29 protein-coding genes and 1 tRNA gene are annotated in these 25029 nt (G+C 66.9%); 11 read left to right on the top strand and 19 right to left on the bottom strand.

The features are described 5' to 3' along the window. Position 1: 1 nt before the first annotated feature. Positions 2 to 496 carry a hypothetical protein gene (locus tag QX204_RS06170; RefSeq protein ID WP_194828566.1) on the bottom strand — a complete coding sequence of 165 codons (495 nt, stop codon included), beginning with the start codon at positions 494 to 496 and terminating at the stop codon, positions 2 to 4. A gap of 216 nt (positions 497 to 712) precedes the next feature. Between QX204_RS06170 and QX204_RS06165 the strand changes: the two genes are divergently transcribed. Continuing rightward, positions 713 to 2476 carry a TerD family protein gene (locus QX204_RS06165; protein ID WP_301905614.1) on the top strand — a complete coding sequence of 588 codons (1764 nt, stop codon included), beginning with the start codon at positions 713 to 715 and terminating at the stop codon, positions 2474 to 2476. Here QX204_RS06165 and QX204_RS06160 read toward each other — a convergent pair. After that, a complete protein-coding gene (locus QX204_RS06160) occupies positions 2473 to 2763 on the bottom strand; it encodes a hypothetical protein (protein WP_062988118.1) in 291 nt (96 codons plus the stop codon). The genes QX204_RS06165 and QX204_RS06160 overlap by 4 nt on opposite strands. Positions 2764 to 2968: 205 nt before the next feature. Here QX204_RS06160 and QX204_RS06155 point away from each other — a divergent pair, with 205 nt between their 5' ends. After that, the gene (locus QX204_RS06155; RefSeq protein WP_101469239.1) at positions 2969 to 3241 is read left to right on the top strand and encodes a hypothetical protein; all 273 of its coding nucleotides are present in this window, start codon (positions 2969 to 2971) and stop codon (positions 3239 to 3241) included. Positions 3242 to 3405: 164 nt separating this feature from the next. Here QX204_RS06155 and QX204_RS06150 read toward each other — a convergent pair whose 3' ends face one another. Both QX204_RS06150 and QX204_RS06145 read right to left on the bottom strand, forming a co-directional pair. Beyond that, positions 3406 to 3894 carry an FBP domain-containing protein gene (locus QX204_RS06150; protein ID WP_301905613.1) on the bottom strand — a complete coding sequence of 163 codons (489 nt, stop codon included), beginning with the start codon at positions 3892 to 3894 and terminating at the stop codon, positions 3406 to 3408. Between the two features lie 105 nt (positions 3895 to 3999). Then, complete coding sequence (locus QX204_RS06145; RefSeq protein ID WP_301905612.1) at positions 4000 to 5106, bottom strand: alkene reductase; 1107 nt, start codon at positions 5104 to 5106, stop codon at positions 4000 to 4002. Positions 5107 to 5172: 66 nt separating this feature from the next. On the opposite strand from QX204_RS06145, the gene QX204_RS06140 reads away from it, so the two are divergent. After that, positions 5173 to 5544: a MerR family transcriptional regulator gene (locus QX204_RS06140; RefSeq protein WP_301905611.1), complete on the top strand. Its 372-nt coding sequence runs from the start codon at positions 5173 to 5175 to the stop codon at positions 5542 to 5544. Here QX204_RS06140 and QX204_RS06135 read toward each other — a convergent pair. The 6 genes from QX204_RS06135 to QX204_RS06110 form a co-directional block, all read right to left on the bottom strand. Continuing rightward, positions 5537 to 6766, bottom strand: a complete 1230-nt coding sequence (locus tag QX204_RS06135; protein WP_301905610.1) for a vWA domain-containing protein — start codon at positions 6764 to 6766, stop codon at positions 5537 to 5539. The two genes, QX204_RS06140 and QX204_RS06135, sit on opposite strands and share 8 nt — an antisense overlap. A gap of 59 nt (positions 6767 to 6825) precedes the next feature. Further along, a complete protein-coding gene (locus QX204_RS06130) occupies positions 6826 to 7446 on the bottom strand; it encodes a response regulator transcription factor (RefSeq protein WP_301905609.1) in 621 nt (206 codons plus the stop codon). Then, entirely contained in the window at positions 7443 to 8585 is a 1143-nt protein-coding gene (locus QX204_RS06125) for a sensor histidine kinase (RefSeq protein WP_301905608.1), read from the bottom strand. The genes QX204_RS06130 and QX204_RS06125 overlap by 4 nt, the downstream gene beginning before the upstream one ends. Beyond that, positions 8585 to 9397 (bottom strand): ABC transporter permease, encoded by an 813-nt coding sequence (locus QX204_RS06120; protein WP_301905607.1) that lies wholly within the window; start codon positions 9395 to 9397, stop codon positions 8585 to 8587. Before QX204_RS06120 ends, QX204_RS06125 begins: the two co-directional genes overlap by 1 nt. Then, positions 9394 to 10320 carry an ABC transporter ATP-binding protein gene (locus QX204_RS06115; RefSeq protein ID WP_301905605.1) on the bottom strand — a complete coding sequence of 309 codons (927 nt, stop codon included), beginning with the start codon at positions 10318 to 10320 and terminating at the stop codon, positions 9394 to 9396. The genes QX204_RS06120 and QX204_RS06115 overlap by 4 nt, the downstream gene beginning before the upstream one ends. 91 nt (positions 10321 to 10411) lie before the next feature. Next, entirely contained in the window at positions 10412 to 11089 is a 678-nt protein-coding gene (locus QX204_RS06110) for a hypothetical protein (protein WP_301905603.1), read from the bottom strand. Positions 11090 to 11128: 39 nt separating this feature from the next. Here QX204_RS06110 and QX204_RS06105 point away from each other — a divergent pair, with 39 nt between their 5' ends. From QX204_RS06105 to QX204_RS06095, 3 genes are all read left to right on the top strand, one after another. Continuing rightward, complete coding sequence (locus tag QX204_RS06105; RefSeq protein ID WP_301905601.1) at positions 11129 to 11749, top strand: TetR/AcrR family transcriptional regulator; 621 nt, start codon at positions 11129 to 11131, stop codon at positions 11747 to 11749. Positions 11750 to 11818: 69 nt separating this feature from the next. Continuing rightward, positions 11819 to 12346, top strand: coding sequence for a nitroreductase family deazaflavin-dependent oxidoreductase (locus QX204_RS06100; RefSeq protein WP_301905599.1), 528 nt, complete (start codon positions 11819 to 11821; stop codon positions 12344 to 12346). 126 nt (positions 12347 to 12472) lie between these two features. Further along, positions 12473 to 13252 (top strand): ATP-grasp domain-containing protein, encoded by a 780-nt coding sequence (locus QX204_RS06095; protein ID WP_301905597.1) that lies wholly within the window; start codon positions 12473 to 12475, stop codon positions 13250 to 13252. 7 nt (positions 13253 to 13259) lie between these two features. On the opposite strand, the gene QX204_RS06090 is transcribed toward QX204_RS06095, so the two are convergent. Beyond that, positions 13260 to 14279, bottom strand: a complete 1020-nt coding sequence (locus tag QX204_RS06090) for an aldo/keto reductase (RefSeq protein ID WP_301905595.1) — start codon at positions 14277 to 14279, stop codon at positions 13260 to 13262. Between the two features lie 126 nt (positions 14280 to 14405). Between QX204_RS06090 and QX204_RS06085 the strand changes: the two genes are divergently transcribed. Next, the gene (locus tag QX204_RS06085; RefSeq protein ID WP_301905594.1) at positions 14406 to 14978 is read left to right on the top strand and encodes a TetR/AcrR family transcriptional regulator; all 573 of its coding nucleotides are present in this window, start codon (positions 14406 to 14408) and stop codon (positions 14976 to 14978) included. A gap of 112 nt (positions 14979 to 15090) precedes the next feature. After that, complete coding sequence (locus QX204_RS06080) at positions 15091 to 15567, top strand: DUF1772 domain-containing protein (protein ID WP_301905593.1); 477 nt, start codon at positions 15091 to 15093, stop codon at positions 15565 to 15567. 236 nt (positions 15568 to 15803) lie between these two features. On the opposite strand, the gene QX204_RS06075 is transcribed toward QX204_RS06080, so the two are convergent. The 3 genes from QX204_RS06075 to QX204_RS06065 all read right to left on the bottom strand — a co-directional run bounded on the left by QX204_RS06075 (position 15804) and on the right by QX204_RS06065 (position 17904). After that, positions 15804 to 16409, bottom strand: coding sequence for a hypothetical protein (locus tag QX204_RS06075; protein ID WP_301905592.1), 606 nt, complete (start codon positions 16407 to 16409; stop codon positions 15804 to 15806). Between the two features lie 55 nt (positions 16410 to 16464). Further along, positions 16465 to 16538: transfer RNA gene (locus tag QX204_RS06070), tRNA-Ile, on the bottom strand. Positions 16539 to 16899: 361 nt separating this feature from the next. Beyond that, on the bottom strand, positions 16900 to 17904 hold the full coding sequence (locus QX204_RS06065) for a zinc-binding dehydrogenase (protein WP_301905590.1): 1005 nt from the start codon (positions 17902 to 17904) through the stop codon (positions 16900 to 16902). A gap of 37 nt (positions 17905 to 17941) precedes the next feature. Between QX204_RS06065 and QX204_RS06060 the strand changes: the two genes are divergently transcribed. Continuing rightward, on the top strand, positions 17942 to 18190 hold the full coding sequence (locus QX204_RS06060; protein WP_301905589.1) for a hypothetical protein: 249 nt from the start codon (positions 17942 to 17944) through the stop codon (positions 18188 to 18190). Between the two features lie 234 nt (positions 18191 to 18424). Continuing rightward, positions 18425 to 18928, top strand: a complete 504-nt coding sequence (locus QX204_RS06055) for a UCP032817 domain-containing protein (RefSeq protein WP_301905588.1) — start codon at positions 18425 to 18427, stop codon at positions 18926 to 18928. A gap of 5 nt (positions 18929 to 18933) precedes the next feature. On the opposite strand, the gene QX204_RS06050 is transcribed toward QX204_RS06055, so the two are convergent. The 5 genes from QX204_RS06050 to QX204_RS06030 all read right to left on the bottom strand — a co-directional run bounded on the left by QX204_RS06050 (position 18934) and on the right by QX204_RS06030 (position 24621). After that, the gene (locus tag QX204_RS06050) at positions 18934 to 20706 is read right to left on the bottom strand and encodes an SDR family oxidoreductase (RefSeq protein ID WP_301905587.1); all 1773 of its coding nucleotides are present in this window, start codon (positions 20704 to 20706) and stop codon (positions 18934 to 18936) included. Between the two features lie 43 nt (positions 20707 to 20749). Continuing rightward, on the bottom strand, positions 20750 to 21844 hold the full coding sequence (locus tag QX204_RS06045; RefSeq protein WP_301905586.1) for a PDR/VanB family oxidoreductase: 1095 nt from the start codon (positions 21842 to 21844) through the stop codon (positions 20750 to 20752). Continuing rightward, entirely contained in the window at positions 21841 to 22740 is a 900-nt protein-coding gene (locus tag QX204_RS06040) for a metal-dependent hydrolase (RefSeq protein ID WP_301905584.1), read from the bottom strand. The genes QX204_RS06045 and QX204_RS06040 overlap by 4 nt, the downstream gene beginning before the upstream one ends. 115 nt (positions 22741 to 22855) lie before the next feature. Beyond that, entirely contained in the window at positions 22856 to 23854 is a 999-nt protein-coding gene (locus QX204_RS06035) for a YdcF family protein (protein ID WP_301905583.1), read from the bottom strand. 101 nt (positions 23855 to 23955) lie between these two features. Further along, positions 23956 to 24621, bottom strand: a complete 666-nt coding sequence (locus QX204_RS06030) for a rhomboid-like protein (protein WP_357370990.1) — start codon at positions 24619 to 24621, stop codon at positions 23956 to 23958. Positions 24622 to 24738: 117 nt separating this feature from the next. On the opposite strand from QX204_RS06030, the gene QX204_RS06025 reads away from it, so the two are divergent. After that, positions 24739 to 25023 (top strand): plasmid stabilization protein, encoded by a 285-nt coding sequence (locus QX204_RS06025; protein WP_301905582.1) that lies wholly within the window; start codon positions 24739 to 24741, stop codon positions 25021 to 25023. The last annotated feature ends 6 nt before the right edge of the window (positions 25024 to 25029 follow it).

Here is a 25029-nt window from a genome sequence, read left to right as displayed (position 1 = left end):
ATCACCGCCGACGGCGGCCGCGCTTGTCCGGCTCCGGTTCCGGTGCGGGTTCCTCGCCCCCACGCCCGGTGATCCGCCCGAGCAGGCCGACGCCGGGCAGCTTGGCCACCGCGCCGAACACGTCCTCACCCAGCGAGATCATCGCCTCGAGCCGCGGCAACAGCCGGTCGTAGGTGGCGAACACCGGATCGGCCAGCGCCAATGTCCGATCGAGCCGATCAATGGTGCTGTTGAGCCGATCGACCGCGATCGAGAGGTTCTCCACCAGATCCGGCAACTGCGCGGCCAGCTGCGCCGAGGCGGGCGGCAGCCGCACCGCCGCGTCGAAGGCATATCCGGCCGTCTGCTGAGCGGCATCGATGGCCTGCCCCGCCGCGGTCTGCGCAGCCCCCACCGCCGCCTGAGCCGCCGACAACAATTCGGCCCCCGGCACCTTCCGCGCCTGCGCCGCCGGAGCAGCCTCCTGCGCGCGCCCCCGTTTCCTCGGGTTCGTCATGACACCACTGTGCCGCAAGGACGCCGCAGACGCAGGGAGGAACACCAAGGCCCTTCGCTTCGTGTCCTTCCCCCTGACCGCACTCTCAACCACCACGACCCGACCTCGAGGAGGGTCCGCCGCGAAGCGGCGGTTCGCGGACCGGCGGGGCCGCGAACTCGAGCGAGCCAGCGCTCCAACAAACCTGTCGTACCGACATGGCATCATGCGAGCACCATGGAACTACGCAAGGGTGCGCACGCGCCGGTCCCGACATCGCTTCTCGCCGTGGTCGTTTCATGGCGGTCGGCACATGCCGTAGACGCGCACGCCCTGCTGGTCACCGAATCGGGCCTGGTCCGCGGTGACCGGGATTTCGTCTTCTTCAACGCGCCCCGCCACGCCTCCCAGGCGGTCACCCTCGACCAGGAGCCCGCCCCCGGCACCGCGCGACTGAGCGTTTCGCTGCCCCGCACCGAATCCGAGGTGGCACGCATCGTCATCAGCGCGTCCCTCGACGACGCCACCTTCGACCAACTCCCCGACCTCACCTTGACCGTGCACGCCGCCGACGGCCCGATCGCCCGGTTCACCATCGACGGCATCGAGGATGTCCAGGCGATGATGTTCGGCGAGTTCTACCGCCGCGACGGCCAATGGCGCTTCCGCGCGATCGGCCAGGGTTGGGCGGGCGGATTGGCCGGGTTGGCCACCGAATTCGGGGTCACGGTGGACGAACCCGGCGCCGGCCGTGCTGCCACCGAATCGAGCACCCCCGCGCGACCGACCCACGCCGTCATGGGCCGGTACGAAGGCTCGCCCGACCAACGGCACCGAGCTGTCACCCCCGCTGCCGCCTATCCACTCGACGAAGTCCCGACGACTCACGCGCCCGCACTCACCCGCCGCGTCATCGAGGTCCCCCCGCCACCACCGCCGGATCCGGAGCTCGCCGACTGGCACCCCGATCCGGAAACCCCCGATCAGCTCCGGTGGTGGGACGGCGACGAGTGGACCTCCAGCGTCCACCCACACATCCACGATCACCGCACCCGATGCACGCGGTGCGGCAATCCCTTGCGGCGCAAGCTTTTCGGCGGTCACGGACCGTGCAAGAACTGCGCCGAGGAGATCGAGGAATTCCTCACCCACTGGCGCAACAGAGCCAGGCGCGTGCTCACGGGCCCCGGCACGATGTCGCAGGAATGGACCGAGGTGTGGGCCGCCCTGCGCTTCCAGCGCATCGACGAGGAGCGCGGCCGAACACTACTGCGCGACGCGGGCTTGACCCAGGTCGAGCGCATGGTCGCCTTCGCCTTCGCCGACGGTGAGGTGTTCGCCGACGAACTGGATGCCTTCGAACACGTCGTCAGCGAGCTGGCGCTGTCGGGCGCCATCGTCGAGGATCTGCGCCGCCGAATGCATCGCGGCCGCACCCTGTCCCGCCTCCGCGCCGGCGAACTGCCCACCCTCAACACCCCCGGCCTGCACCTGGACCCCGACGAGCGCGTTCACCTCGACCTGCCCGCCGTCCACATCCGCATGCTCGCCCGCGGGCCACGCAACACCGAGGGCCGACTCATCGGCAGCTCGAAGAAACTGCGCTTCGTCGGTGACGGCACCGGCATCGAATTGCCGTGGAACCGAGTGGTTTCGGTGCATCCCGAGCACGGCACCGTCGTGCTCGCGGCGACGTCGGCGCGGGGCGGCGCGACGTTCGGCGTCACCGACCCCGACTATGTTGCGGCAGCACTGGAGGGTGCGCTGCGCGTGTCGAAACGCCTGGTCCTGACGCCGGGACAGCTCGACAGCCGCAGTATCCCCCAGGATGTGAAAGCCCAGGTGTGGCAGCGCGACGGCGGCGCGTGCGTCGAGTGCGGCGACGGCCACTACCTGGAGTTCGACCACATCATCCCGCTCAGTCGCGGTGGTGCGACGAGCGCGACGAATCTGCAGATCCTGTGCCGGGCCTGCAATCGCGCCAAGGGCGCGCGGATCTAGCTGAGGATCGCGTTCATGATGGTGCCGCCGCTGGTGGCGATCACACCGCCGATCATGGCGCCCGCGATCATCTTCGGCGACTCCATCGCGCTACCGTTCCACTTCTCCCAGGCGAACTTTCCACCGGCGACGGTGATGGCGAGCACGCCCGACAGGATCATGAACCAAGTCAGGTACTGGACCATTTTCATGATCTTGTCCGACAGCGGAGGCGCTTCCGGCGTCGGGTTGCCGATCTGCGCGTACGTGGTGATGGTGTCGGCCATCGACGTCAGAATGATGCTCATAGCCTGCTCCCCTATCGCGTGACGCGAACTGCGTTCCAGCCCTGCCGTATTCGAACGTGGTCCAGGATACGGGCGCGAACCCGCTGCACACCAACAAAACCGATCGGTTCGATCGGATGGGCGCCGACACGGCGGCACAGGACCGGATACCATCAGTGCAGAGTTCATCGTCCTCCCGTTCCTCCGAGATACCGAGTGAGACCCCATGCTCCTGGCCGCCGTCACCGATACCTTGGCGCAGATCGGCAATCCGACCCCCGAAGCACCGCCACTGGCGGACAAGATCATGCAGCTGGTCAGGTACCTGACCTGGTTCATCTTGTTGTCCGGCATCATCGCCATCACTGTCGCGGGCGGAAAGTTCGCCTGGGAGAAGTGGACCGGCAGTTCCATGGAGTCACCGAAGATGGTCGCGGGCGCGATGATCGGCGGCGTCGTCGCCACCAGCGCCGGCACCATCATGAACGCGATGCTCTAGGTTCCTGCTCCGTTCGGCACGGCCCGGGATCAGCCCGGGCCGCCTCGACCGGCCAGGAAAGAATCGACCCGAGTCCTGTCGAGGATCGACAGAACTCGGGCCTGATGAGCTATCGAGTGTCGGCGCACAGCATCTACCTCCTGTCGTCGCATGGGCCGGTTCGGCTAGGTGTAGAGCCGGTCCACGAAGGCGTTCAGGTTTTCCACCACGCGCTGCGCCTTCTCCTCCGGCGTCAGGTCCTCGCGGTACCGACTGCCCATCGACGGCCGCTTCTTGTTGCGGGCATACAGCGAACAGGCCAGATCGGTGCACATGTAGCTGCCGACCGTGTTCCCCTTGCGCCCCGACTCGCCCGTCTTGCTCGCGGTCATCAGCGAAACGCCGCCACCCGAGTGCGTGGTGAGACAGATCGTGCACATCTGCGTCTTGCCCGATCCGCCGGTCTCGTGCCGCAGCGCGACACTGACCAGCCCGTCCTCTCTCGGCACCGAGATATAACAGCGCCCCGCGTACGACGGGTCGGTCCAGCCGAGGAAGTCGAGATCTTCCCAGGGCCGTTCACCCAGGTCACGCGGCACATTCAACCGCTTGGCGTCGCCCTTCGAACAGTTGACGAACGACGACCTGATGTCGCGTTCGGTAATGGGTTCCATGCGTTGATCCTTCCAGTCTGCGAACAGCAAACGGTAGACACGCTAACGATCCCCACCTGCGGAGACAACCGAATTTCCGGCAGCCGGTGACGAGCATCGCAGTGCCTAGCGCGTTGCCGGTTCGAGTACGGGGTAGTCGGTGTAGCCGGTGGCGTCGCCGCCGTAGAAATGGGCGTCGTCGAACGGGTTGATCGGGGCGTCGTCGCGCAGCCTGGCGACCAGATCCGGGTTGGCCAGGAACGAGCGACCCAGTGAGATCAGGTCGGCGCCCGCCGCCAGGAGGTCCTCGGCCGCCGCCTTGCCACCGTCGGCGGGCAGCGGAGCGCCCCAGCCGAGGACGGGGTTGGCGATCAAGGGGCCGGTCCAGTCCTGACGGATGCGCTGGAAGACCGGCGACCGCGGATCGGCGAACACGACATGCAGGTAGGCGAGACCGCGAGCGTTCAGCGCGGCCACCAGCTCGGGATACATTGCGGCCGTGTCGCTTTCGACGATGTCGTTGGCGCCGACACCGGGCGCGATGCGCACACCCACCCGCTCGGCGCCGATATCGGCGACGACCGCGTCGACCACCTCGAGGGTGAATCGGATGCGATGTGGGATCGATCCGCCGTAGCCGTCGGTGCGCCGGTTGGTGTTGTCGGACAGGAACTGGTGCAGCAGCATCCCATTGGCGCTGTGCACTTCGACCCCGTCGAACCCGGCCGCGATCGCATTTCGGGCGGCGGTGGCGAAGTCGGCCACGGTGGAACCGATGTCCTCGACGGTCATCTCGCGCGGCACGACCGCGTCCCGCGAGCCCGCGGCGGTGTGGATCGTGCTCGACAAGCGGACCGGCGACGGCGCCAGCGGCACCGCGCCACCGTTGTCGGGATGACCGACCCGGCCGCCGTGCTGCAGTTGCAGGAAGGCGCGGCCCGATGCGGCGTGCACCGCCGCTGTGACCTCGCGCCAGCCGGCGATCTGCGCGTCGGTGTAGATACCGGGGATACCCGCGAAGGTCGTGCCGACGCGGTTCGGGCTTGCGGCCTCGGCGATGATCAGTCCCGCGGTGGCGCGCTGGGCGTAGTAGGTGGCCATGAGCGCGGTCGGGCTGCCGTCCGCGTCGGCGCGGTTGCGCGACATCGGCGCCATCACCAGTCGGTTCGGCAACGTGAGTGCGCCGAGGGTGGCCGGATCGAAAATGCTGGGTTGTGCTGCGGTGTTCGTCATGGCAGGTACCGTAAATCCTGACACCCATGTGAGATTCAAGTCCGAGCGGGAAAGACCAGGTGGCGCATGCGAATCGGAGAGCTCGCGAAGCGGACCGGGGTGAGCGAGCGGTCGCTGCGCTACTACGAGGAGCAGGGCTTGCTGGTGTCCGGTCGCACGCCGGGCGGGCATCGCGACTACCCGGACGCGGCCGTCGACCGCGTCATCCACATTCAGGAGTTGTACGCGGCGGGGCTGTCGAGCAAGAAGATCGCGCTGATTCTGCCGTGCATGCGGGACGCCGACGGCCGGGCGAACGAACGCGCCACTCCTGAACTGGTCGACGAGCTGCGCGTGGAACGCGACCGGATCGATCGCGCGATCGCCGACCTGGTGCGATCGCGTGGCGTTCTCGACGAGGTGATCGACCGGGCCGCCGACGGGCTACCCGTCAGCTGATGATGCCCGCCGTCCGGGCGGCGCGCAGCCAGTCCGGGAATTCGCCGAGCAGGCGGCGGTAGAGCTCGGCGTCGTCGACCTGGTCGATATCGTCGAGGGCGAAGAAGCCCGCGTTGTCGACGACGCGGCCATCGAGTTCGTCGAGGGTGCGCAGTACGCCGAAGTTGGCTTTGCCGAGGCCGATGAACTGCCAGAAGGCGGGCAGGTGGGCGGCCTCGCGCATCAGTGCGGCGATCTCGCGCTTCTTCGCGAAACCGCCGTCGGTGAAGAACAGCACCAGGGTGGGCTCGGTCAGGGTGTCGATGATCGCGCGCATGATCGGCAGTTCGTCGTTGCGACCGCCCATGGCGTCGTAGTCGATGCCCTCGTGCGTGCCGGTGAGGTGGAGGTAGGTCTGCGCCCATCGCTCCCCGTCCGCGACGGTGATATCGGGCAGCTTCGCGTAGGTCAGTGCGTAGAGGTAGGCCTCGAGCGTGCCGTCGTCATCGAGTTGGGTGGCAACCGGAATCATCCGTTCGACGACCCGATGCACGGTGCCGCCGCGATACATCTTCTGCATGCTGCCGGTCTTGTCGATCACCAGCACCACGCGCGCTCTGGCACCGAACGCGCTCTTGTCGATCAGCACCTTCGCGACCTCACGCTTGCGCATGTCCAGCGTCTGCCGCTTGTCGAACGACAGCGCCGCCTCCCCCGGCACGGTCCGAACCTCGGGCGCCGCGACAACGTCCGGCTCGTCGTCGACGCTCACCCCGTGATCGGTGACCAGGTCGGCGAACCCGCCCGCGTAGCCCTGCCCGACAGCGCGGACCTTCCATTGGTCGCCCCGGCGATACAGCTCGAGCGCGATCACCACCGACTCGCGATCGAGTCCGTCGATCACGTACTCGTGCAATACATTCCCCGCACGATCAGCGACCGATGCCACCGGCGACGCGGCGGTTCCGAACGTGTCGCCCTGCGCCGCGACAGTGATCACCGCGCGAATCTGCGCGATCTCGCCCGGCACCGCGCCGAGTGAGATCTCGAGCCCCGCACCGTTGAGCCGAACACCCGGCGCCTGTGGCTGATTGAAGAAGACGAAGTCGGCATCCGAGCGAACTTTCCCCGCCTCGGTCACCAACAGCGCCGAGAGATCGGCCGCGACCCCGCCCCGAACCGACAGCACCACCTCGCCCGGAGCCAGGCCGGCGTTCTGCCCCTTCACCAGCGCAGCAGCCACTGTCGCTCCTCATCTCACACCGTGCTCGGCCGTAATGCCCACACCCTAGCGAAAACGAGCTAGATCCAACCCTTCTCACGAGCTTTGAGTGCTGCTTCGTAGCGATTCGACACGCCGAGCTTGGTCATCGCCGAGGACAGGTAGTTGCGAGTGGTGCCCGGGGAGAGGTGCGCGCGTTTGGCGATGTCCTCCACCGACGCGCCGTCGGCGGCGAATTCGAGGACGTCGGCCTCACGGGCAGTGAGGACGGTGTCCCCCGCGCTGATGGCCTCGGCCGCGAGTTCGGGATCGACGTATCGACCCCCGTCGTGCACCGACCGGATCACCTCGGCCAGCGTCGCCGCCGAGGTCGTCTTGGGCAGGAACCCGCGCACTCCCGCCGAAAGGGCCCGCTTGAGATAGCCGGGCCTGCCGTGACTGGTGACGATCAAAGTGCCTGCGCCAGGGGTGATCCGCAGCAATTCGACGGCGGTGTCGATGCCGTCGATGCCCGGCATCTGCAGATCGATGACGGCGACCGCGGCGGGCTCACCTTCCTCGGCCCTGCGACGCCATGCCGCGACGAGTTCCGCACCGGAGCCGACGTGGGCGACGACCTCGAGATCGGGTTCGAGGCCGAGCATCGTCGCCATCGCGGCGCGGATGAGGGTTTCGTCGTCGGCGAGAAAGACGGGAATCACTGATTCTCCCAATGGATTTCGAGGGTGAACTCGTCGCTGGACGTGGCGATGTCGAGGGTCGCGCCGACGGCGGCGAGTCGTTCGCCCAGGCCGCGCAGCCCGGACCGTTCACCGATCGCGCCCTGCGGGCGATCGTTGCGCAGCGACATGCCCGACCCGCCGAGGGTGAGCGTCGCGGTCGTCGCGGCCGAGTGTTCGACGATATTGGTCGTGCCTTCCCGCACCACCCAGGCCGCGACTTCGTGGAAGGCCGCGGGCACCTTGGCCGCATCTCCCTCGACGACGAGTGCGCATCCCGCCGCCGACAGCAGTGACCGCGCCCCGGCCACCTCGCCACGCAGGTCGATATTGCGGTAGCCGCGCACCAGGGTGCGCATCTGCCCCATCGACTCGACCGCCAGCGTTCTGACCTCTTCCATCTCCGCTGTCGCCCGCTCGCTGTCACCCGCTCGCGACAGCGCCACCGCCAGTTCGCTTTTCACGGCGATGGCGGAGAATCCGCGCCCGACGACATCGTGCAGATCCCGGGAGAAACGCAGCCGTTCCTCGGCGACCTGGAGTTGCGCCTCGACACCTTTGGTTCGCTCCAACTCGTCGATGATTCCCAGGCCCCATACCGTGAGCCGGGTCAACACGATCGCGCATATCCCGGTGATCAGAAGCGTCGCCGTCCCTTGCAGGCCCGTGCGCAGCGGCGTTCCGAGGACCAGCAGCGGGGTGGCCACACTGAGTCCGATCAGAATCCACCACTTGTGGCGCATGAACGGGATGACGGAGAAGATCGCCATGATCACCGCGGCCATGCCCACCATGCGCGCGCTGACGACGATCGCCTCGTCGCCGGCCACTCGGGCGACCACCCCGCTGATCGCCCACAGCGCGGCCAGCACCGCGATGGCCATCGGCAACATCCGTGGTCGCGTCACCACACCGGGGTAGGTCGCGAAATCGGGCTGCGCCTCCAGTGCGACAGCGGCCGCGATGCCACCGACGACGATCCCGAGTACCGACGGCACCGACTCGGCACCGATCGCCAGCACCACGACCAGTACGGCGATCACCGCCTGGAACGAGCCCCGGGTGTAGAGCCGGAACTTGGCTGCCCCCGACAACTCGTGCCACCAGGCGGTCGCGCGCATCACCCGCGATCGTCCCAGCGGAAGCTCTTGCGGGTCAGCGCGAGCGCCAGCACGGTCCATAGCGCCAGTGTCGCAAACGGTCGGCCGGATTCGGTGACGGTGTCCACGAAGCTCAGCGCGGCGTCGGATTCGGCGACCGCCGACGTCGTGCCCGCCGCGCCGAGGGAGATGAGGTCGGAGACGGCGGCGAACGGGGTCCAGTCGGCCAGCTGTGCCAGCCGGTCCGGCAGCACACCGCGGATGGAGGACATGCCGAGCATCGCGATGATCATCACCGGCAGCGAAGTGATCTGCGCCGCCTCCGCGTTCTTGGTGTACGCGCTGGTCGCCAGCGCGAGCAGCGAGAACAGCACCGTTCCGCCGACCAGTGCGACCACGATCGCCAGCGGGTTGACCGGCGCGGGGGTGCCGGTTCCGTAGACCACCGCGGTGACGACAGCCGTGCACGCGACCGTCATGATCGCACCGGGTATCGCCGGAGCGAGCTGGATCTGCCAGTCGGTTGCCTCACCGGTGCGCAGCCGTTTCAGCACCCCTTCGCTGCGGCGGGTGGTCACCATCGACAGCACCGAGTAGTACTGCACGAACAGCAAGGCCAGCAGCGCGAGCAATTCGAAGGTCACGGCCGCCATCGCCGCTGTCGGCTCGGCATCTTTGCGGGCGATGAAGAAGGTGGCCACCGGAATGCCGATCGGGAACACCGTCGCCATGTAGACGAGAGTCTTGTTGCGCCGGAACTGCAGCCACTCCGCCTTGGCGAGAGCGGTGAGCGGTCGACGGCGGAATCCATTGGCGGGCAGGGTGGTAGTCATCGTGCTCCGATCAAGGTGGGAGTGGTGGTCTCGGCGATATCGAGGAAGACCGATTCCAGCGACGCGGCCCGTGCTTCGAGCCCGGTCAACCGCACGCCCGCTTCTCGTGCCCAGCCGAGCAGCTCGAACAGGTGGCCCTGTAAGTCGTCGGTGCTGATGGTGACTCGCGCGTGCGCGTCCACGCGGGCGCCACGGAACTGCGGCACGGGCAGTCCCGGGTGGTCGAACGCGATCCGCGCCGGATGGTCGTCGACGATGTCGCGCAGCGTGCCCCTGCGGGCGATCGCGCCCTTGTGCATGATCGCGATCTGATCGGCGAGTGCTTCGGCCTCGTCCAGATAGTGCGTGGTGAGAACCATCGTCACCCCCGACGCTTTGAGGTCGGCGAGCAATTGCCATGTCCCACGGCGACTTTCCGGATCGAGGCCGGTGGTCGGTTCGTCCAGGAACAGCAAGCGCGGCTGCCCGAGCAGGGCGCACGCCAGATCGACGCGGCGTTGCTCACCACCCGAGAGCGAGCCGACCCGCACGCTCGCCCGGTCGGTCAGGCCGACCTGGGCCAGCACGGCCTCGGCGGTGGTCGGATCGGTGCACGTGCCCCGCCACATCTCCAGCGTCTCGGCGACGGTCAACTCGGCGGGCAGCCCACCGGACTGCAACATGATGCCGAGCCTCGCGCGGACCTGGGCGCGGTGTCGGAGGGGGTCGAGGCCGAAGACTTCGACCTCGCCCGCCGAGGGGGCGACGAGCCCTTCCAGCATGTCCAGCGTCGAGGTCTTGCCCGCACCGTTCGTCCCGAGCAGCGCGAACACCTCCCCCTCGTGCACCTCGAGGTCGACACCTTTGACGGCTTCGAATGCGTCCTCGCCGCGACCGTACGTTCGGCGCAGCCCGCGTGCGGTGATGACGTCTGTGTTTCCCATGCCTTCTACGGTGGTCGATGCAAGGTGTCACCAGTAGTAAGCGCAGTCACCGATGTGCGATGGGATTCGCACGGGTCGGTCATGACATACGTCATCGGTCCCCGGCTGTGCGCAGGAGCGCGACGCCGTAGGCGATGAACCAGACTGTCCACAGCAGCCAGCCGGACAGGCCGATGAGACCGAGTGGACCGCTGTGGTCGATGATCGCGGGGGTGATCGTCGCGGCGGTGAATTGCAGTGCGGCAGCGAGGAATCCGACTGCCGCGTGCCAGGGTTTCACCAGTCCCCCGAGTCGGCCCGCGATGGTCAGGCCGACCAGTGCCGTCGCGAGGAATGTGCCGTTCAGTGCGAGCAGGGCGTCCTGCAGAGCCCACAGCACCGCACCCTCCCCGCTCGAAGCGCCCAGGGCGTAACGGATTCCGACGATCACGGTGAAAGTCGCGTTCTGCAGAAGCAATCCGGCGAAACCGACCGACGACCACCCTGTGCCCGCCGCCCGCTCGGCCGGGCGCAGCGCCGCCAGCGCACCGGCGCCGAACAACACGGCACAGAACCAGCCCAGCGGCACCGGCGCCATCGCCAGCGCGACTAGGTCACGGTGCTCGACGAAGAACGCGGCGGCCGTGTGCGAATCGGTCCCCGGCTTCGGCAAGCCCGCCGGTACCAAGATCAGATTGGCACCCAGGATCACCAGCGCGAAACCGATCCCGGCGACGCCTGCGACCCGCCGAAACGTCACACCGCTCGACAGATCAGATTTATCACTCATACTTTGAATATAAGTACCGTAAACCGAAAGAGGAACCCCGTGGCCACCGACCCACCTCGCCGTCGCTACGACTCTCTTCGCCGCACCCTGCAAGCCCAGGCGACCAGCATCGAGATCGCCCACGCCGCCCGCCGCCTCTTCGTGGAGCACGGCTGGGCCGCCACCACAGTCCGTGATGTGGCCCGCGAAGCAGGCGTCTCCGTTCCCACCGTCTACTCCGCCTACGGCAACAAAACCGGCCTCATCCAGGCGATAGTCGACGCCGCCGACCTCTCCGCCGACGCCCCTCTCATGCTCGACGCCCTCGAATCCGCCGCAGGCGACCCACGCGCCCAACTGGCCGCCATGGCCGCCTACGACCGCCGTCTCTACGAACGCGCCGCCGACGTCATCGCCCTGATCCGCGAAGCGGGTCGCACCGAACCCGCCCTGGCCACCACCTACATCGACGCCCGCCACCGGGCCGACCACACCCGCGTCGAGGTCTTCGGCTCGTGGCCTCCCGGCACCCTCCGCGAGGATCTCCCCACCTCGGTCGACATCTACGCCGCCCTCTGCACCATCGACGTCTACAACACCCTCATCACCGAACGAGGCTGGTCCCCCGACCGAGTCGAATCCTGGTGGACCACCACCCTCGCCCGCGAACTACTCGCTTGAGGATTCACGATCCACCGGTCGAGCACCAGGTCTACTATTGAACGTAGTAGAACAAACATCGGAGGGGCGATGAACGATCAGAACAATGCCGATCCCCGGCGTGCGGCCGAGAGGTCTTTGATGGCACGTCTGGTGGAGTCGAGTTCTCAGTTCCTGAACAAGCGCGGGATCTTCCTGGGCCGCCGATCGACGAAACTCCATGTGGCCCTGTACCGCCGGACCAACGGCCGAGTGGGCGGCCACCTACCCGCCTGGCCCGACGCCCGAATACTGCTCCTCGACCACGTCGGCGCCAAGTCCGGCACCCACCGAACATCACCGTTGATGTACCACGCCGACGGCGACCTCATCGCCCTAGCCGCATCCAATGCCGGCCAACCGACCCACCCGGCCTGGTTTCACAACCTCAAAGCCAACCCGGACACCACCATCCGAATCGGCGCCCGATCCCACCCCGTCCGAGCCCGCGTCGCCACCGACGCGGAACGAAACCTCCTGTGGCCGAAGTTCATCGAGTTCTTCCCGAGCTACGACTTCTACCAACGCCACGCAGGCAACCGCACAATCCCGATCGTCATCCTCACCCCGCGCACCTAGGTGCCGTCCGAGCAGCATCACCGATCGGCCCCCTCCGCTGCCGTGCGGCGAAGACTTCGATTGGCGCACAAGAATTTCCCAGCCATTTGCTGAAGCCACAACGCTTCCGAGATGCATCATCAATGCATGAGTTTTACGGTGGCCTACCTGCAGTACGCCGGATCTGGTCCGATGCGGCACGAAGAGAAGCTCCTCACGGAGGGCCTCGGAAAACTCGACGTCCCCGTCCGCCACTACAGCCTGAAGCGCATTCAGCGCAGGCAGTTGGCGTTGGGGCCCGGCATTTTCATCGCCGGGGACATGGATGCGATGCACGGCGCGATGCGCCAACTGGGCATCCCGATACCGCCACCCGACGACTATCCCGCAGTGCTTCGCGGCTTCCTCGGACGGAAGGTGTGGGCGTCGACGCTGGGTGAGATCGAGCGCTCGATGGACGGCGGCTCCTCCCCACCGGTTTTCGTCAAACCCGCGGACCGCCGAAAGGCCTTCACGGGCTCGGTCTGCTACTCGGAACACGATTTCGCCGCATGGGGGAACACCAGTCGGCGCCAGCGCGTCTGGTGCTCCGAGGTCGTCACCTGGGTGTCGGAATACCGCGTCTACGTCATCGGCAGGCAGATCGTCGCCGTCGACCACTACGAGGGTGACAATTCCGTGCCGCTGAACATGGAAGCAGTCGAGTCAGCGGTCACCGCCTACTACCGTTCCGGAACCGCCCCCATCGCCTACGCCATCGATTTCGGCGTACTGGCCAACGGTGAAACGACACTCGTCGAGGCCAACGACGGCTACGCCCTCGGCGCCTACGACATCACCGCCGACCAGTACACCGCGCTGCTGATGGCCCGATGGCGCAATCTACTCACTTCCGAGGCACGGCCGACAAGCACCACGAGCTTCTAGCGTCGACTCATCGACGCCGGAGGGAGGGGTCGAGTAGAGCCGGTGGGGTGTCGTGTTTTTCGTGTGGGGCGAGGTCGGTGCCCGGGGCGACGATGGCATCGATCGCGTCGAGGACTTCCGGCGGCAATACGGTGTCGGCGGCGGCCAGTTGGGAGTGCAAGTGGTCCATGGTGCGTGGGCCGATGATGGCGCTGGTGACGGCTGGGTGGGCGGTGACGAAACCCAGGGCTAGTTGGATCAGGGTCAGGCCCGCCTGGTCGGCCACTGTGGCGAGTTGTTCGACGGCGGTCATCTTGGCGCGGTTGGTCGGGGTGGTGGTGTCGTAGCGGTCGGGCATGAATGTCGAACGGCTGGTGGTTATTTCGCGGTCGGCACGGATCGCGCCCGAGAGCCAACCCGAAGCCAGTGGGCTCCAGGCGAGCACGCCGAGGCCGTATTCCTCGGTGACCGGCAGGACGTGAGTTTCGATGCCGCGCTGGAGGATCGAGTAGCCGGGCTGTTCGGTGACGTATCGGCTCAGGTGGTGTTCTTTGGCGGCCCACTGCGCCTGCACGATGCGGTAGGCGGGAAACGTCGAAGATCCGAAGTAACGGATCTTGCCCGCGCGCTGTAGATCGGTCAGTGCCGCGAGAGTTTCCTCATCGCTGGTTTCGGGGTCCCAGCGGTGGATTTGATAGAGGTCGACGTGATCGACATCGAGTCGGCGCAGGCTGTCGTCGAGTGCGGTGGTCAGCCATCGGCGCGAACCGCCGCGGTGGTTGCGCTCCTCGCCCATCGGCATGCTCGCCTTCGTGGCCAGCACGATGTCGTCGCGACGGCCCGCGATGGCCTTGCCGACCAGTTCCTCGGATTCGCCCTGGCCGTACATATCGGCGGTGTCGATGAGATTGACGCCGCCATCGATGGCGACGTCGATCATGGCGGTGACCTCCTCCTGTGTGGACTTTCCCAGCTTGCCGAAGTTCATCGCGCCGAGCACGAGCGTGCTGACCTGAACGCCGGTACGGCCCAGAGTGCGGTATCGCATGGCGGTTCCTCCCAGATGAGCTTGGTTCGGTTCGCCGGTTCTGGCATCCTCAACCAAGCGGAACGATGTTCCGCTATTCAACATACGGAACACTGTTCCGTTTGCCAAGAGGAAGGCTTCGCGACCGTGGTCGACAACCCGATCGAGGCGCCGCGTAAACGCGCGGACGCCCGGCGCAATCAGCAAGCCCTACTCGACGCCGCCGCGGCCGCCTTCGTCGCCTCCGGCGTCGACGTCCCCGTCCGCGAGATCGCCACCCGAGCCGGCGTCGGCGTCGGCACCATCTACCGCCACTTCCCCACCCGCGCCGACCTCATCGTCGCCGTCTACCGCCACCAGGTCGAAGCGTGCGCCGAAGCCGGTCCCACCCTCCTCGCCGCCCACGGCTCCCCTCAAGCCGCACTCGGCGAATGGATAACCCTCTTCGCCGACTTCCTCACCACCAAACACGGCCTGGCGGAAGCACTGCAATCCGACGCGGCGACCTTCGAAACCCTCCACACCTACTTCCTCGACCGCCTGGTCCCCACCTGCGCCGCCTTGCTCGCCGCTGCCACCGCGGCAGGTGAAATCCACCCCGACATCGACCCGTACGAACTACTCCGCGCCGTCGGCAATCTCTGCATCGGCGGCAGCACCCCCCGCTACGACCCGCGCCGAATGGTCGCCCTGCTCGTCGCGGGACTGAGCGCGAAGTAGACGCGGAGCCTGGCACTCCGCCTCAAATCTAGCAACGCTAGACAGACTAGCGAGCGAATGTTATCTTTGCTCCAGCTTCTAGCGTTGCTAGATTTTGGAGAGGGAGCTCGGAATGCTTATCGTCACCGGCCAGATCATCGCCGTCGTCGCCGTTCTCGCGAATGCCGTCGTCTACGGCACCGATGTCTGCGGGGCCGTCATCATGCGGTCTGTGTACCGCAAGCTCGACGACGCGACCGTGACCGTCAGCGCGGGATGGGGTCACTACTACGGCGACAAGCGGATGCCGATCGTCGGGGCGGGCGGTGTGGTCGCCGCGGTGCTCACCCTGCTGATCGCACTGCTGGCCGGCCAGATCGGCGCCGCTGTCGCGGCAGGCATCACGGTGGCAGCACTGCTCACCTGGCTCGCCTTCTACGTGCGCGTCGCCAAGCCGATCAATACCCAGCAGACAGCCGCCGCTCTGAGCGGCATCATTCCGGCCGATGCCCGTGCGCTGCAGGACAAGTGGGACAGCATTCTGAAGTACCGGGTCGCGCTGCAGTTCACTGCCCTCGCCGGACTGTGTGCCGCGCTGATCCTGTTCTGATCCCAGAAGTCACAGCGCCGCCTTGACCGTGCCTACGGCACGATGGGGTCGTGGGCGAGAACTCAGTCGGGCCGCTGCCGCGACCCTCGGCTTCCGAACGATCATGGTCGCCGACGCCAATGCCGCACGAAACGACCACGAACGCAACGCGACCCTCCACACGATCCACCGCTCGTACGGGGACGTACGCCCGTCCTCCGACGTGCTCGAGATGCTCGACCCAGCCCAACGAACTGCTAACGCGAGTAATTGATTTCAACGATGTCGTCCTCCAGCTCGGAGACTTCCACCTCTGGGTTGAGACCCGCGACAATATCGGCCGTCAGCGGACGCAGCGCGTAAATATGCTCAGCACAGGAGAGATTGACGCTGGCCCCGTAGTAGTCCTCGGCCCAGGCCTTGTACGCGTCGGGAGTGCCTTCGAGTACTAGATCGAGTAGGTCGTGAGCACCGTGGCCAGTCGCCGAAACGCTCCAAGCAGCGGCGTCGGCCGCCCGCCAGAAGCACCCGGTGACGGCCGGGGAGCCTGTGTGATCGGCGAAGGCAGGCTCGGTGACATAAGGCCCGAAGACGGAGGGCACAGCCTCGAGAACCTGTGGAGCATTGGAGGCTTCGTGGTCGAAACTCTGGCCGTAGACGCCCACCGCGGAGAAGACGATGAACCAGTTGTCGCCGGAGCCATTTCGCATCGAAGCGAGTGCCTCGCCGTCACCCCAAGCCGCGTTGTAGGAGTAGTAGCGACCCTCCCATTCGGGGCTGAGAACGGCATCGAGCATCGCCATCGCCTGACAACGCCGACGAAGAGTCGCAATGTCGGGCAGGCCGGGGATCAGCTGGTTCACGGTTCGATCCAACCCGAGGATCCACGGAGCGACAGCATCGGGTGGGGAGGGGAAGTGGGGCGGGTGGGGCTCGAACCCACGACCAGCGGATTATGAGTCCGCGGCTCTAACCGACTGAGCTACCGCCCCTCGCCGCGGGGGTCTCCGCGGGCGAGTCGCATGGTACCCGGCGGAGTGCGAGGTTGACCACTTGGCGTGGTGGTCGTGTCGGGCCGGGTACAGGAACGGCGATCGGGACGCGGCTTCCGAGGAAGGCGCGGCGACCGATCGCCGTTGTGTGCTACACCCGAGGGTAAGGGTTACGAGCGCTCGGCTCGTTGGCCTCCCCGCACTCGAACTTCGCGTTCGCGACGCTCGATGCTGCCCCCTGGGTTGCTGGCCACTTTGATGACTCCTACTACCAACAACAGAACCGCAGCTATCACTGCGACGATAATCAGTCCCTGCACGAACATAACTTAACGTGTATTCCGTTGCGGCGCACAATAAGTTACAATGACGCGCCGAGCGTCAACAAGGTACGACCAAGGGCGGAACGGTCTTCGATCGCCGCATGAGCCTGGCGCACGTCCTCGATCGGGAAGGTCTGCCCGATAACGACTTCGAGCGAGCCCGTGGCTACCGCTTCTTGAGCACGGGCGGTGATGCCGACCCAGTCGACGTCGCCGCCGACGATATCGAACAGGCCGAGTACCGTGACGTCACGCGCGACCGCCGCATCGGTGTCCCCCTGCGCGAAATCTCCTGCGGCGGAACCATATCCGAGGAACAGACCCTTGTCGGACGCGGCGATCAACGCAGCGCCACCGATGGCGCCACCCGTGCCGTCGAACACGACCGACGCTCCCCCGCCGGTGATCTCGCGGACTTGCTCCTCCCAACCCTCGGCGGAGTAGTCGACTACCGCGGTGGCGCCCAATCGTGTTGCGAGTGCCAACTTTTCCGGACCGCGAGCCGCGGCGACAACCTGCGCACCCGCCGCGACGGACAGTTGGATGAGTAGGGTGCCGAGTCCACCCGCGGCGGCGGTGATCAACACCCACGAATTCGGTTGCACTGCAGCCTTGTCGAAGACAGCAAGGGCGGTGCGGCCGTCATGGGCGAGGCCGACGGCCTGCTCGGTGGTGAGTCTGTCGGGGATCTCGGTCAGCGTGGCGGCCTTGGCAAGGGACTTCTCGGCGTAGCCGCCGATGGGCAGGCCCCCGCCGATACCGCTCGCGGCGGTCTGGGTGACCACACGCTTGCCGATCCAGCCGGGATCGACCTCGGCGCCGACCGCGCTCACCACGCCACCGATCGCACCACCGGGGACGTAGGGCAGACTCAGCGGGAAGTAGTCCTGACCCCATCCGCTGCGCAGCCGGGTGTCGAGGAACATCACGTCGGCGACCTCGACGTCGACGACCACTTCGGCCGAATCCGGTTGTGGGGTGGGGAATTCCACTACTTCCAGAACCTCTGGCCCACCGAATTCCTTGACCTGCACTGCACGCATGGCGACTCCTTCGTGACGTTGACCGAACGGGTCAAGGATGAAACCTCGAGCCGAGTTCAGGTCAAGGGCACTAGGACGTAGGTCACACGATCAGGACCCGCCGCCGCAGCTGCTGCTGCTCCCACCTCCGCAGCTGCTGCTACTCCCGCCGGAACAACTGCTGCTGCTCCCGCCGGAACAACTGCTGCTGCTCCCGCCGGAACAGCTACTGCTGCTCCCGCCGCCGCAGCCACTGTTCGAACCGCCACCGCAACCACCGGACGGACCGCCCGGATCCCAGGGCTGACCCGAGGTCCCGTCGACATATCCGGTCATCCCGGCCGACCCGGCCACCCATCGCCGATCCAGCGGCGGCGCACCCTGCGACTCAGTCGACTTCTTGATCAGCCACACGATGGTCGTCACCACCACGCCGATACCCACCGCTATGAAACCGAGCACGAGCATTATCACCATGCCCGCAGGCTAACGCCCGAACCCGCTCGCAGCACCCCCACCTCCGGTGGCCTTACAGTGAATTGTGGCGTTCTCCTTCCTCCGACCAGGCACACGGCAAGTCGACCTCCCCACCGTCGACCGCACCGTCGCCGCCCTGCGTCTGCCCGAAGCGATCTTCAAGACCTCGCCCTGGCAGCCTCGCGACCTCGTGGAAACCGGTCTGCGCCAATGGTTACGGTGCTGCGGCGCCGCCATTCGCGACGACCAGGTGATCGGCATGCCCTCGCACGCGGTCGACGAGGCGTGGCACGGATTCATTCTCTGCACCCAGCTCTACGCGAACTTCTGCGAGCAGGCTTACGGACGATTCCTGCACCATTTCCCGGAGGGCGTCGGGGAGAGCACGCAGAATCACGGCACCATGGTCGAACAACTGGGCCGCACCGTGGTCGCCTGGTCGCTGGTGGCGCACCCGGACGAAGAGTGTGTGCTGTGGGACCTGGACCGCAAGGTCGGCGTCGAGGACCCGTGGGGCGTGGACGCCCGGCACGTTGCCGCCGTGGAGGAGCAACTGCGCCGGGCGTAGCCGACTCAGACCAGCTTCATCCGGCGGGCGGCGAATCGCACCGCGCCGGGTGCGATCCGGTTGATCCGATACTGCACCCACGATTCCGGCGTCACCGGCACGATGTCGCGCCCGGTCCGCACCGCCTTCACGATCTGCGTCGCCACCCGGTCGGGGGTGTAGCCGCGCCGCTCGTAGAGCTTGTCGAACTTCTGCTGCGCGGCCGCCTCCTCCTGAGCGGAGACACCCGAGATGCGGGTGGTGGCGACGATATTCGTATGCACGATGCCCGGGCACACGGTCGACACCGAGATGCCGCGGTCGGCGAGTTCGGCACGCAGGCAGTCGGAGAACATGAACACCGCCGACTTGCTGGTGGCATAGGCCGCCATGTCACGCTGCGGACTGTAGGCGGCCATGCTGGACAGGTTCACGATGTGCCCGCCGAGCCCACGATCGGCCATCGCCGCGCCGAAAGCCCGGCAGCCGTTGACGACACCGCCGAGGTTGATCCGCAGCACGCGGTCGAACTCCTCCGACGGGGTGTCGAGGAATCCGCCTGCCTGGCCGACGCCGGCATTGTTGACCAGCACATCGGGCACGCCGTGCGCGGCGATCACCGTATCGGCGTGCGCGCGCACCGCGTCCTCGTTCGACACATCGAGCGGGTAGGAGTGCGCCACACCACCTTCCGATGCGACGAGCTCGGCGGTGGCCTTGGCGGCGAGCTCGTTGACATCGGAGACCACCACTTCGGCACCGAGCCGCGCGAAGGCCAGTGCGGTCTCGCGGCCGATGCCGCTACCCGCACCGGTGACGACAACCAGCTTGTGCTCGAATTCCCTGCTCGCAGTGCTTACTTCGGCCTTGGCCAGTCCGCGCGCGGTGCCCGCACCGTCGAGCGCGTCGATCAGCTCGGTGGTCGCGGTCGCGAGGAGCTCCGGATGTGAGAACGGCATCCAGTGCCCGGCGGGAACATCGCGACGCCAGAGCCGGTCGGTCCATTTGCTCGCATCGTCGTAGCCCGCGGGCCGTACGGCGACATCGCGTCCTGCCACGATCAACTGCACCGGCACCTCGGTGTGGCGCTCGCGCGGGGACAGCATCCTGGCCACGATGTTGGCGCGATAGATGAGCAGCCCGTCGACCATGTCGCGGCGGAAGGTCGGGCCGAGCTTCACATTGACGGCGGGGGTGTCGTTCATGAGGGAAACCGCGCGCTGCCACACCTTTTCGGTGCCGATGGCGTTGAACGTGGCGCGCGGCAGCCCGGGAGTCATGAAGAAGAAGGTGTAGGCCGAAGAGGCGAGCTGGGTCATCGGCTGCCACACATTGCGCAGGGTGGGGCGGGAGAGCCGGTCGCGCACCCAGCTGGACAGGTGGTCGAGGTTGGGGCCGGAGACCGAGGTGAACGAGGCGACGCGCGCGGTGGCCTGCGGCTCGCACACCGCTTCCCACACCTGCACCGAACCCCAGTCGTGGGCGAGGACGTGCACGGGACGGTCGGGGCTCACCACGTCGATCACGGCGAAGAAGTCGCGCGCGAGTTCGTCGAGGCGGAAGTCGCCGGTGCGCTGGGTGCGGGTGGACGCACCGTGGCCGCGGGTGTCGTAGGCGACCACGTGGAAACGCTCGGTGAGCAGCGGAATCACCCTGTCCCACAGGTGATGGGTGTCGGGCCAGCCGTGCACGAGCACGATGGTGTCGGCGGCCGGGTCACCGTATTCGAACACGGCGATGTCGAAATCACCGCTGCGGACGGTGCGCTGGTTCGCAGGCTGCGGGCTGTCGTTCGTCATGATCTGTCGGACTCCCTGTCCACTGAGTTTTCCCCGAAAAGGTTCACAGGTCGAGCACCAATCGCTCACCGCGGGAACGGGATACACACGCGAGCATGGCGCCCTCGGCACGATCGGCAGCCGAGAGCACGGTCTCACGATGGTCCGGTTCGCCTGCGCGGACCCGCACCACGCAGGTGCCGCAGAAACCCTGCCTGCACGAATAGGGCTGGTCGGGGCGCGTATCGAGAATGGTGTCGAGCACGGTGCGGTCGGCATCGACGGTGACCACCTCACCGCTGGAGGCGAATTCGATCTCGAACGGCGTGCCGTCGACGACCGGCGGCGGCGAGAACCGCTCGAAATGCAGCTCCACTTCGGGCATCTCGCGCACCGCGGCGACGATCGCCGAGGTCATCGGGGTCGGGCCGCACGCGTAGACGGCGGTGCCGGGACCGACGCCGGTCAGCAGATCCGCCGCGCCGGGCAGACCGTGTTCGTCGTCGGTGCGCACGACGACATTCGCGCCGAAACTCTCGATCTCGGCCAGGAACGGGATGGTGTCGCGGCTGCGCCCGCTGTAGACCAGCGTCCACGGCACACCCAGCCGGTGCGCGAGCCGGGCCATCGGCAGAATCGGCGTGATGCCGATGCCGCCTGCGACGAAATGCAGCCGCCGCGAAGGTGATCCGTGCCCCGGCACCGCGAACGGGAAGGCATTGCGTGGCCCGCGGACCACCAATCGACTGCCGACCGGCAGTGCGTCGTGCACCTCGATCGAGCCGCCGCCACCGCCGGCAATCCGGCGCACCGCGACCCGGTAGGCGCGCTGGTCCGCGGGGTCGCCGCACAGCGAGTACTGCCGTAGCTTGCCCGACGGCAATTCGAGGTCGAGGTGCGCGCCGGGCCGCCAGCGCGGCAGGACTCGGCCGTCGGGTGACTCGAGGCGCAGGCTCACCACGTCCTGGTCGTGCGCTTCGATCCGGCGTTCGGTCACCACCACGGGCAGGCGGCGGTCGGCGACGCGCGGTCGCAGATCATTGCGGTTGACCAGCGCGGTCCAGCGCAGCCGGGCGGTCGCTACGGCATCGATGATCCTGATCGCCGGGTCGTGGCGACGCTTGCCGTAGAGGTCGGCCGGGATGTCGCGAGTGGTCACGACGCCGCCGCACGGGCACCCGGCGAAGCGGCCAGGTAGGCGATGGCCTGAGCCGTGGAGCCGACCGACTGTGGGTTGTATCCGGGCTGGAAGGTCGACAGCGCACTCACCAGCAACGACGGAACACCGGGCAGCGCACCACGCCACATCGCCGCGAACACCCCGCCGAGCAGCCGCGTGTAGCCCCGATCGGACATCCGCGGGTCCTGCTGCACGAGGAACCGCGCCCCACGCACCAACACCACGAGGAAGATCGGGAAGACCAGCGTCATCGCCGCGCAGCGGCGCACGTACCCGACCCCGAAGTACTCCGCGACGTCGTGGGCGACATTGCGATGCTCGACTTCTTCGGCACCGTGCCAGCGGAACAGGTCGACCATTCGCGGGTCGGCGCCGAACTTCTCCAGGTCGGCATTGAGGATCCAGTCGCCGAGCCAGGCGAAGAAGTGCTCGAGGCAGGCGATGAAGGCGAGCCGTTCCACCAGCATCTGGCGGCCGACGCGATCGTCGCCGCGCGCTCCGAGCGAGATGCGGAACAGGTATTCCATCTGCCGCAGATAAGGCTCCGCATCGACGCCGTGCGCGGTGAAGACGTCCTCGAGCACCTTGCCGTGGGTCTGCGCGTGCATGGACTCCTGGCCGATGAAACCGAGCATGTCCTCGCGCAGCTTCTCGTCCTTGACGTAGGGCAACGCCTCGCGATAGGTCTCGATGAACATGCGCTCGCCCTCGGGCAGCAGCATGTTCAGCGCGCTGATCAGATGACTGGCGACGGGTTCGGCGGACATCCACTGGAGGTCGACGCCGGACCAGTCGAAGGTGACATTGCGCGCGTGCAACGCCACCACGCCCGGATCGATCTCCGGGCGTTCTCTTCCCCAAGGAAATAGCTTCATCGGTACTCCTCGATCAACCGCGCACGGTTACCCGCGCACCAGGTCGCGCCGTTGCGTCCTACTCGGTAGCTCCGATGATACAACTATCCATAACTTTACGTAACACTTAAATTTGTCAGGCGGCTTCGCCGAAGATCGCCAGCGCGACCGGCGCCGCCACCAACAACGCGCATATCACGGCATTGACGACCTTGTACTCGACCAGAATCCCGACGTATTCGCGCAGGACGGCACTGGGGAGGTAGTAGCGTGCCGTCGGGGCGCCGACGGCCTGGGCGTCGAGCCCGACCTGACGGGCGAGCACGGCGGTCCGCAGGACATGGAAATTGCTGGTGACCAGCAGAATGCGGCTGTCGATCCCGCGCCGGGCGAGCAGTTCCCGGCTGTACAGCAGGTTCTCGCGGGTGGTCGTCGAGCGGTCCTCCCGCAGGATCTCGTCGTCGCGCACACCGTGCTCGACCAGGTAGTCGGCCATGGCCGTACTTTCGGCGACCTTCTCGTCGGAACCCTTGCCGCCGCTGGTGACCAGCAGCGGCGACGGGCCGTGCGCAGCGCGCCAGATGCCCAGCGCGCGGTCGAGCCGGCTCGCCAGCAGCGGCGGGACCCGGTTGCCCAGCAGGCCGGAGCCGTGCACGACGATCGCGGCGGCGTCGTCGGTGCGGGTCACCCCGCTGTAGACGACCGAATAGAACAGGAACGCCACCAGCACGAAGCCGAGATAGGCGGCGACGAGCACGACCGCCACCAGCAACACACCGAACACCGTCCCCTCAGCGATCACCGCCATCAGCAGCAGCACATACGGAACCAGCAGCGCGAGGCCGAGGCCGAAGGAGAGCATGTTCGCCGGGCGCACACCCTCGCGGCGCAACATCACCACGCCGTTGAGCATCAACAGCCCGGCCAGAGTCAGCACCAGCAGCGGCGACAGCGCGAGCGCGAAGAAGACCAGAGTTCCGGCGGCAGCTCCTTCGGCGCCCGAACCGATCAGCGCGGCGCCGACACACAGAATTCCGAGCAGCAGCACCACTCCATTGCTGAATCGGCGCCGCTCCTGACGGAAACACAGCGCGAACACACCGAGCAGAACCACACCTATCGCCAGCAAGATCACCAGCCCACCCTAGTGAGCGCCAGGCTCGCAGCCATCGCCAGTCCTCGACGGGTGGCCTGAGCAAAACACGGAAATGGACTCGACCAGCTAATAACAAGCAATCAACGCTCGGCGGCGAACCGTCGTTTCAGCAGTACGCCGGGATTCCACCGGCGTCCGCGACCGCGCGTCAGCGGGTAGCAGGCGAACCCGATGGCGGCCGCGCTCGCGTGCCCGATATCGGTGAACGTGCGGTTGAGGAAGATCGGCGGAACCACCACCGCGAGCACCCCGAGCACGTACACCCAGCGCCACGGCGTCACGAACCGGTACGCGAGCACCGCGGCGACACCGGCCAACCCGTAGCTGACGCCCACATCGAGGATGTACATCGCCCGTTCGGGCGCGTCCTCGCTACGGATCGCCCACAGCACCACGCCCTGGCTGAGATAGGTGGCGCCCACGTGCGCGAGCACCACGACCACGAGCCAGCGCAGGGTGCCGAGCCAGCGTTCGGCATTGGCGTGAAAGAGCGTGAACAGCACCGCGTAGGCGAGCCATCCGCTGCCGTCGGTCCAGAACGCGCTGGTGATCAGCACGCGCACGGGGTCTTGGCCGAGGTGGTGCAGGTTCGTCGACCGGTGATCGAGCCACTGCCTGGCCTCCTCGGGCGGGAGGAGATCGATGATCACCGTCGTCACGGCGAGAGCGGTCAGCCACAGGTAGGTGCCGGGCGCGCTGCGGATCCACCGCCACCCTCGGTTGGCCATCCTGCTCGGTGCGCCCACCAGAACAGTGTGCCAGGCACCGATTGCCACAGCATTGCTGTGGACTCCTGTTTCCTCGGCCGATCCGCGGGTAGGCGGCCATCAGAGTCGACATCCCGATCGGAGGAGGTGCGGGTTATGCCCCAGCAAGCGTGGAGCGACAAGCGCGAACGGCAGTACAAGGACATCAAGAAATCGGAGCGCGAGCGTGGCCGCAGCGAGAAGCGCTCCGAGGAGATCGCCGCGCGGACGGTGAACAAGACCCGCGCCGAGCACGGCGAGACGAAGGGGTCGAGCGGTCAACGGAGCCAGGGCAACGGCAAGACCCGTGATCAGCTCTACGAGGAAGCCCGCCGCCGCAATATCGACGGCCGCTCCAAGATGAACAAGCAGGAATTGGCCAACGCTCTCGGCCGCAGCTGACCCCAC

Origin of the sequence: Nocardia sp. PE-7 (genome assembly GCF_030486425.1) — a bacterium.
GTDB lineage: Bacteria > Actinomycetota > Actinomycetes > Mycobacteriales > Mycobacteriaceae > Nocardia > Nocardia salmonicida_A.
Note: the sequence above shows the minus strand (reverse complement) of the source record. Positions and strands in the feature narration are given on the sequence as shown.

Coding starts and splice junctions, on each gene's coding strand:
- QX204_RS06155 (WP_101469239.1), top strand. CDS start 2,969: ATGCTCCTGGCCGCCGTCACCGATACCTTGGCGCAGATCGGCAATCCG.
- QX204_RS06160 (WP_062988118.1), bottom strand. CDS start 2,763: ATGAGCATCATTCTGACGTCGATGGCCGACACCATCACCACGTACGCG.
- QX204_RS06145 (WP_301905612.1), bottom strand. CDS start 5,106: ATGACGAACACCGCAGCACAACCCAGCATTTTCGATCCGGCCACCCTC.
- QX204_RS06150 (WP_301905613.1), bottom strand. CDS start 3,894: ATGGAACCCATTACCGAACGCGACATCAGGTCGTCGTTCGTCAACTGT.
- QX204_RS06060 (WP_301905589.1), top strand. CDS start 17,942: ATGAAACCTCGAGCCGAGTTCAGGTCAAGGGCACTAGGACGTAGGTCA.
- QX204_RS06040 (WP_301905584.1), bottom strand. CDS start 22,740: ATGAAGCTATTTCCTTGGGGAAGAGAACGCCCGGAGATCGATCCGGGC.
- QX204_RS06025 (WP_301905582.1), top strand. CDS start 24,739: ATGCCCCAGCAAGCGTGGAGCGACAAGCGCGAACGGCAGTACAAGGAC.
- QX204_RS06080 (WP_301905593.1), top strand. CDS start 15,091: ATGCTTATCGTCACCGGCCAGATCATCGCCGTCGTCGCCGTTCTCGCG.
- QX204_RS06065 (WP_301905590.1), bottom strand. CDS start 17,904: ATGCGTGCAGTGCAGGTCAAGGAATTCGGTGGGCCAGAGGTTCTGGAA.
- QX204_RS06050 (WP_301905587.1), bottom strand. CDS start 20,706: ATGACGAACGACAGCCCGCAGCCTGCGAACCAGCGCACCGTCCGCAGC.
- QX204_RS06140 (WP_301905611.1), top strand. CDS start 5,173: ATGCGAATCGGAGAGCTCGCGAAGCGGACCGGGGTGAGCGAGCGGTCG.
- QX204_RS06095 (WP_301905597.1), top strand. CDS start 12,473: ATGAGTTTTACGGTGGCCTACCTGCAGTACGCCGGATCTGGTCCGATG.
- QX204_RS06115 (WP_301905605.1), bottom strand. CDS start 10,320: ATGGGAAACACAGACGTCATCACCGCACGCGGGCTGCGCCGAACGTAC.
- QX204_RS06120 (WP_301905607.1), bottom strand. CDS start 9,397: ATGACTACCACCCTGCCCGCCAATGGATTCCGCCGTCGACCGCTCACC.
- QX204_RS06110 (WP_301905603.1), bottom strand. CDS start 11,089: ATGAGTGATAAATCTGATCTGTCGAGCGGTGTGACGTTTCGGCGGGTC.
- QX204_RS06125 (WP_301905608.1), bottom strand. CDS start 8,585: ATGCGCGCGACCGCCTGGTGGCACGAGTTGTCGGGGGCAGCCAAGTTC.
- QX204_RS06170 (WP_194828566.1), bottom strand. CDS start 496: ATGACGAACCCGAGGAAACGGGGGCGCGCGCAGGAGGCTGCTCCGGCG.
- QX204_RS06090 (WP_301905595.1), bottom strand. CDS start 14,279: ATGCGATACCGCACTCTGGGCCGTACCGGCGTTCAGGTCAGCACGCTC.
- QX204_RS06165 (WP_301905614.1), top strand. CDS start 713: ATGGAACTACGCAAGGGTGCGCACGCGCCGGTCCCGACATCGCTTCTC.
- QX204_RS06100 (WP_301905599.1), top strand. CDS start 11,819: ATGAACGATCAGAACAATGCCGATCCCCGGCGTGCGGCCGAGAGGTCT.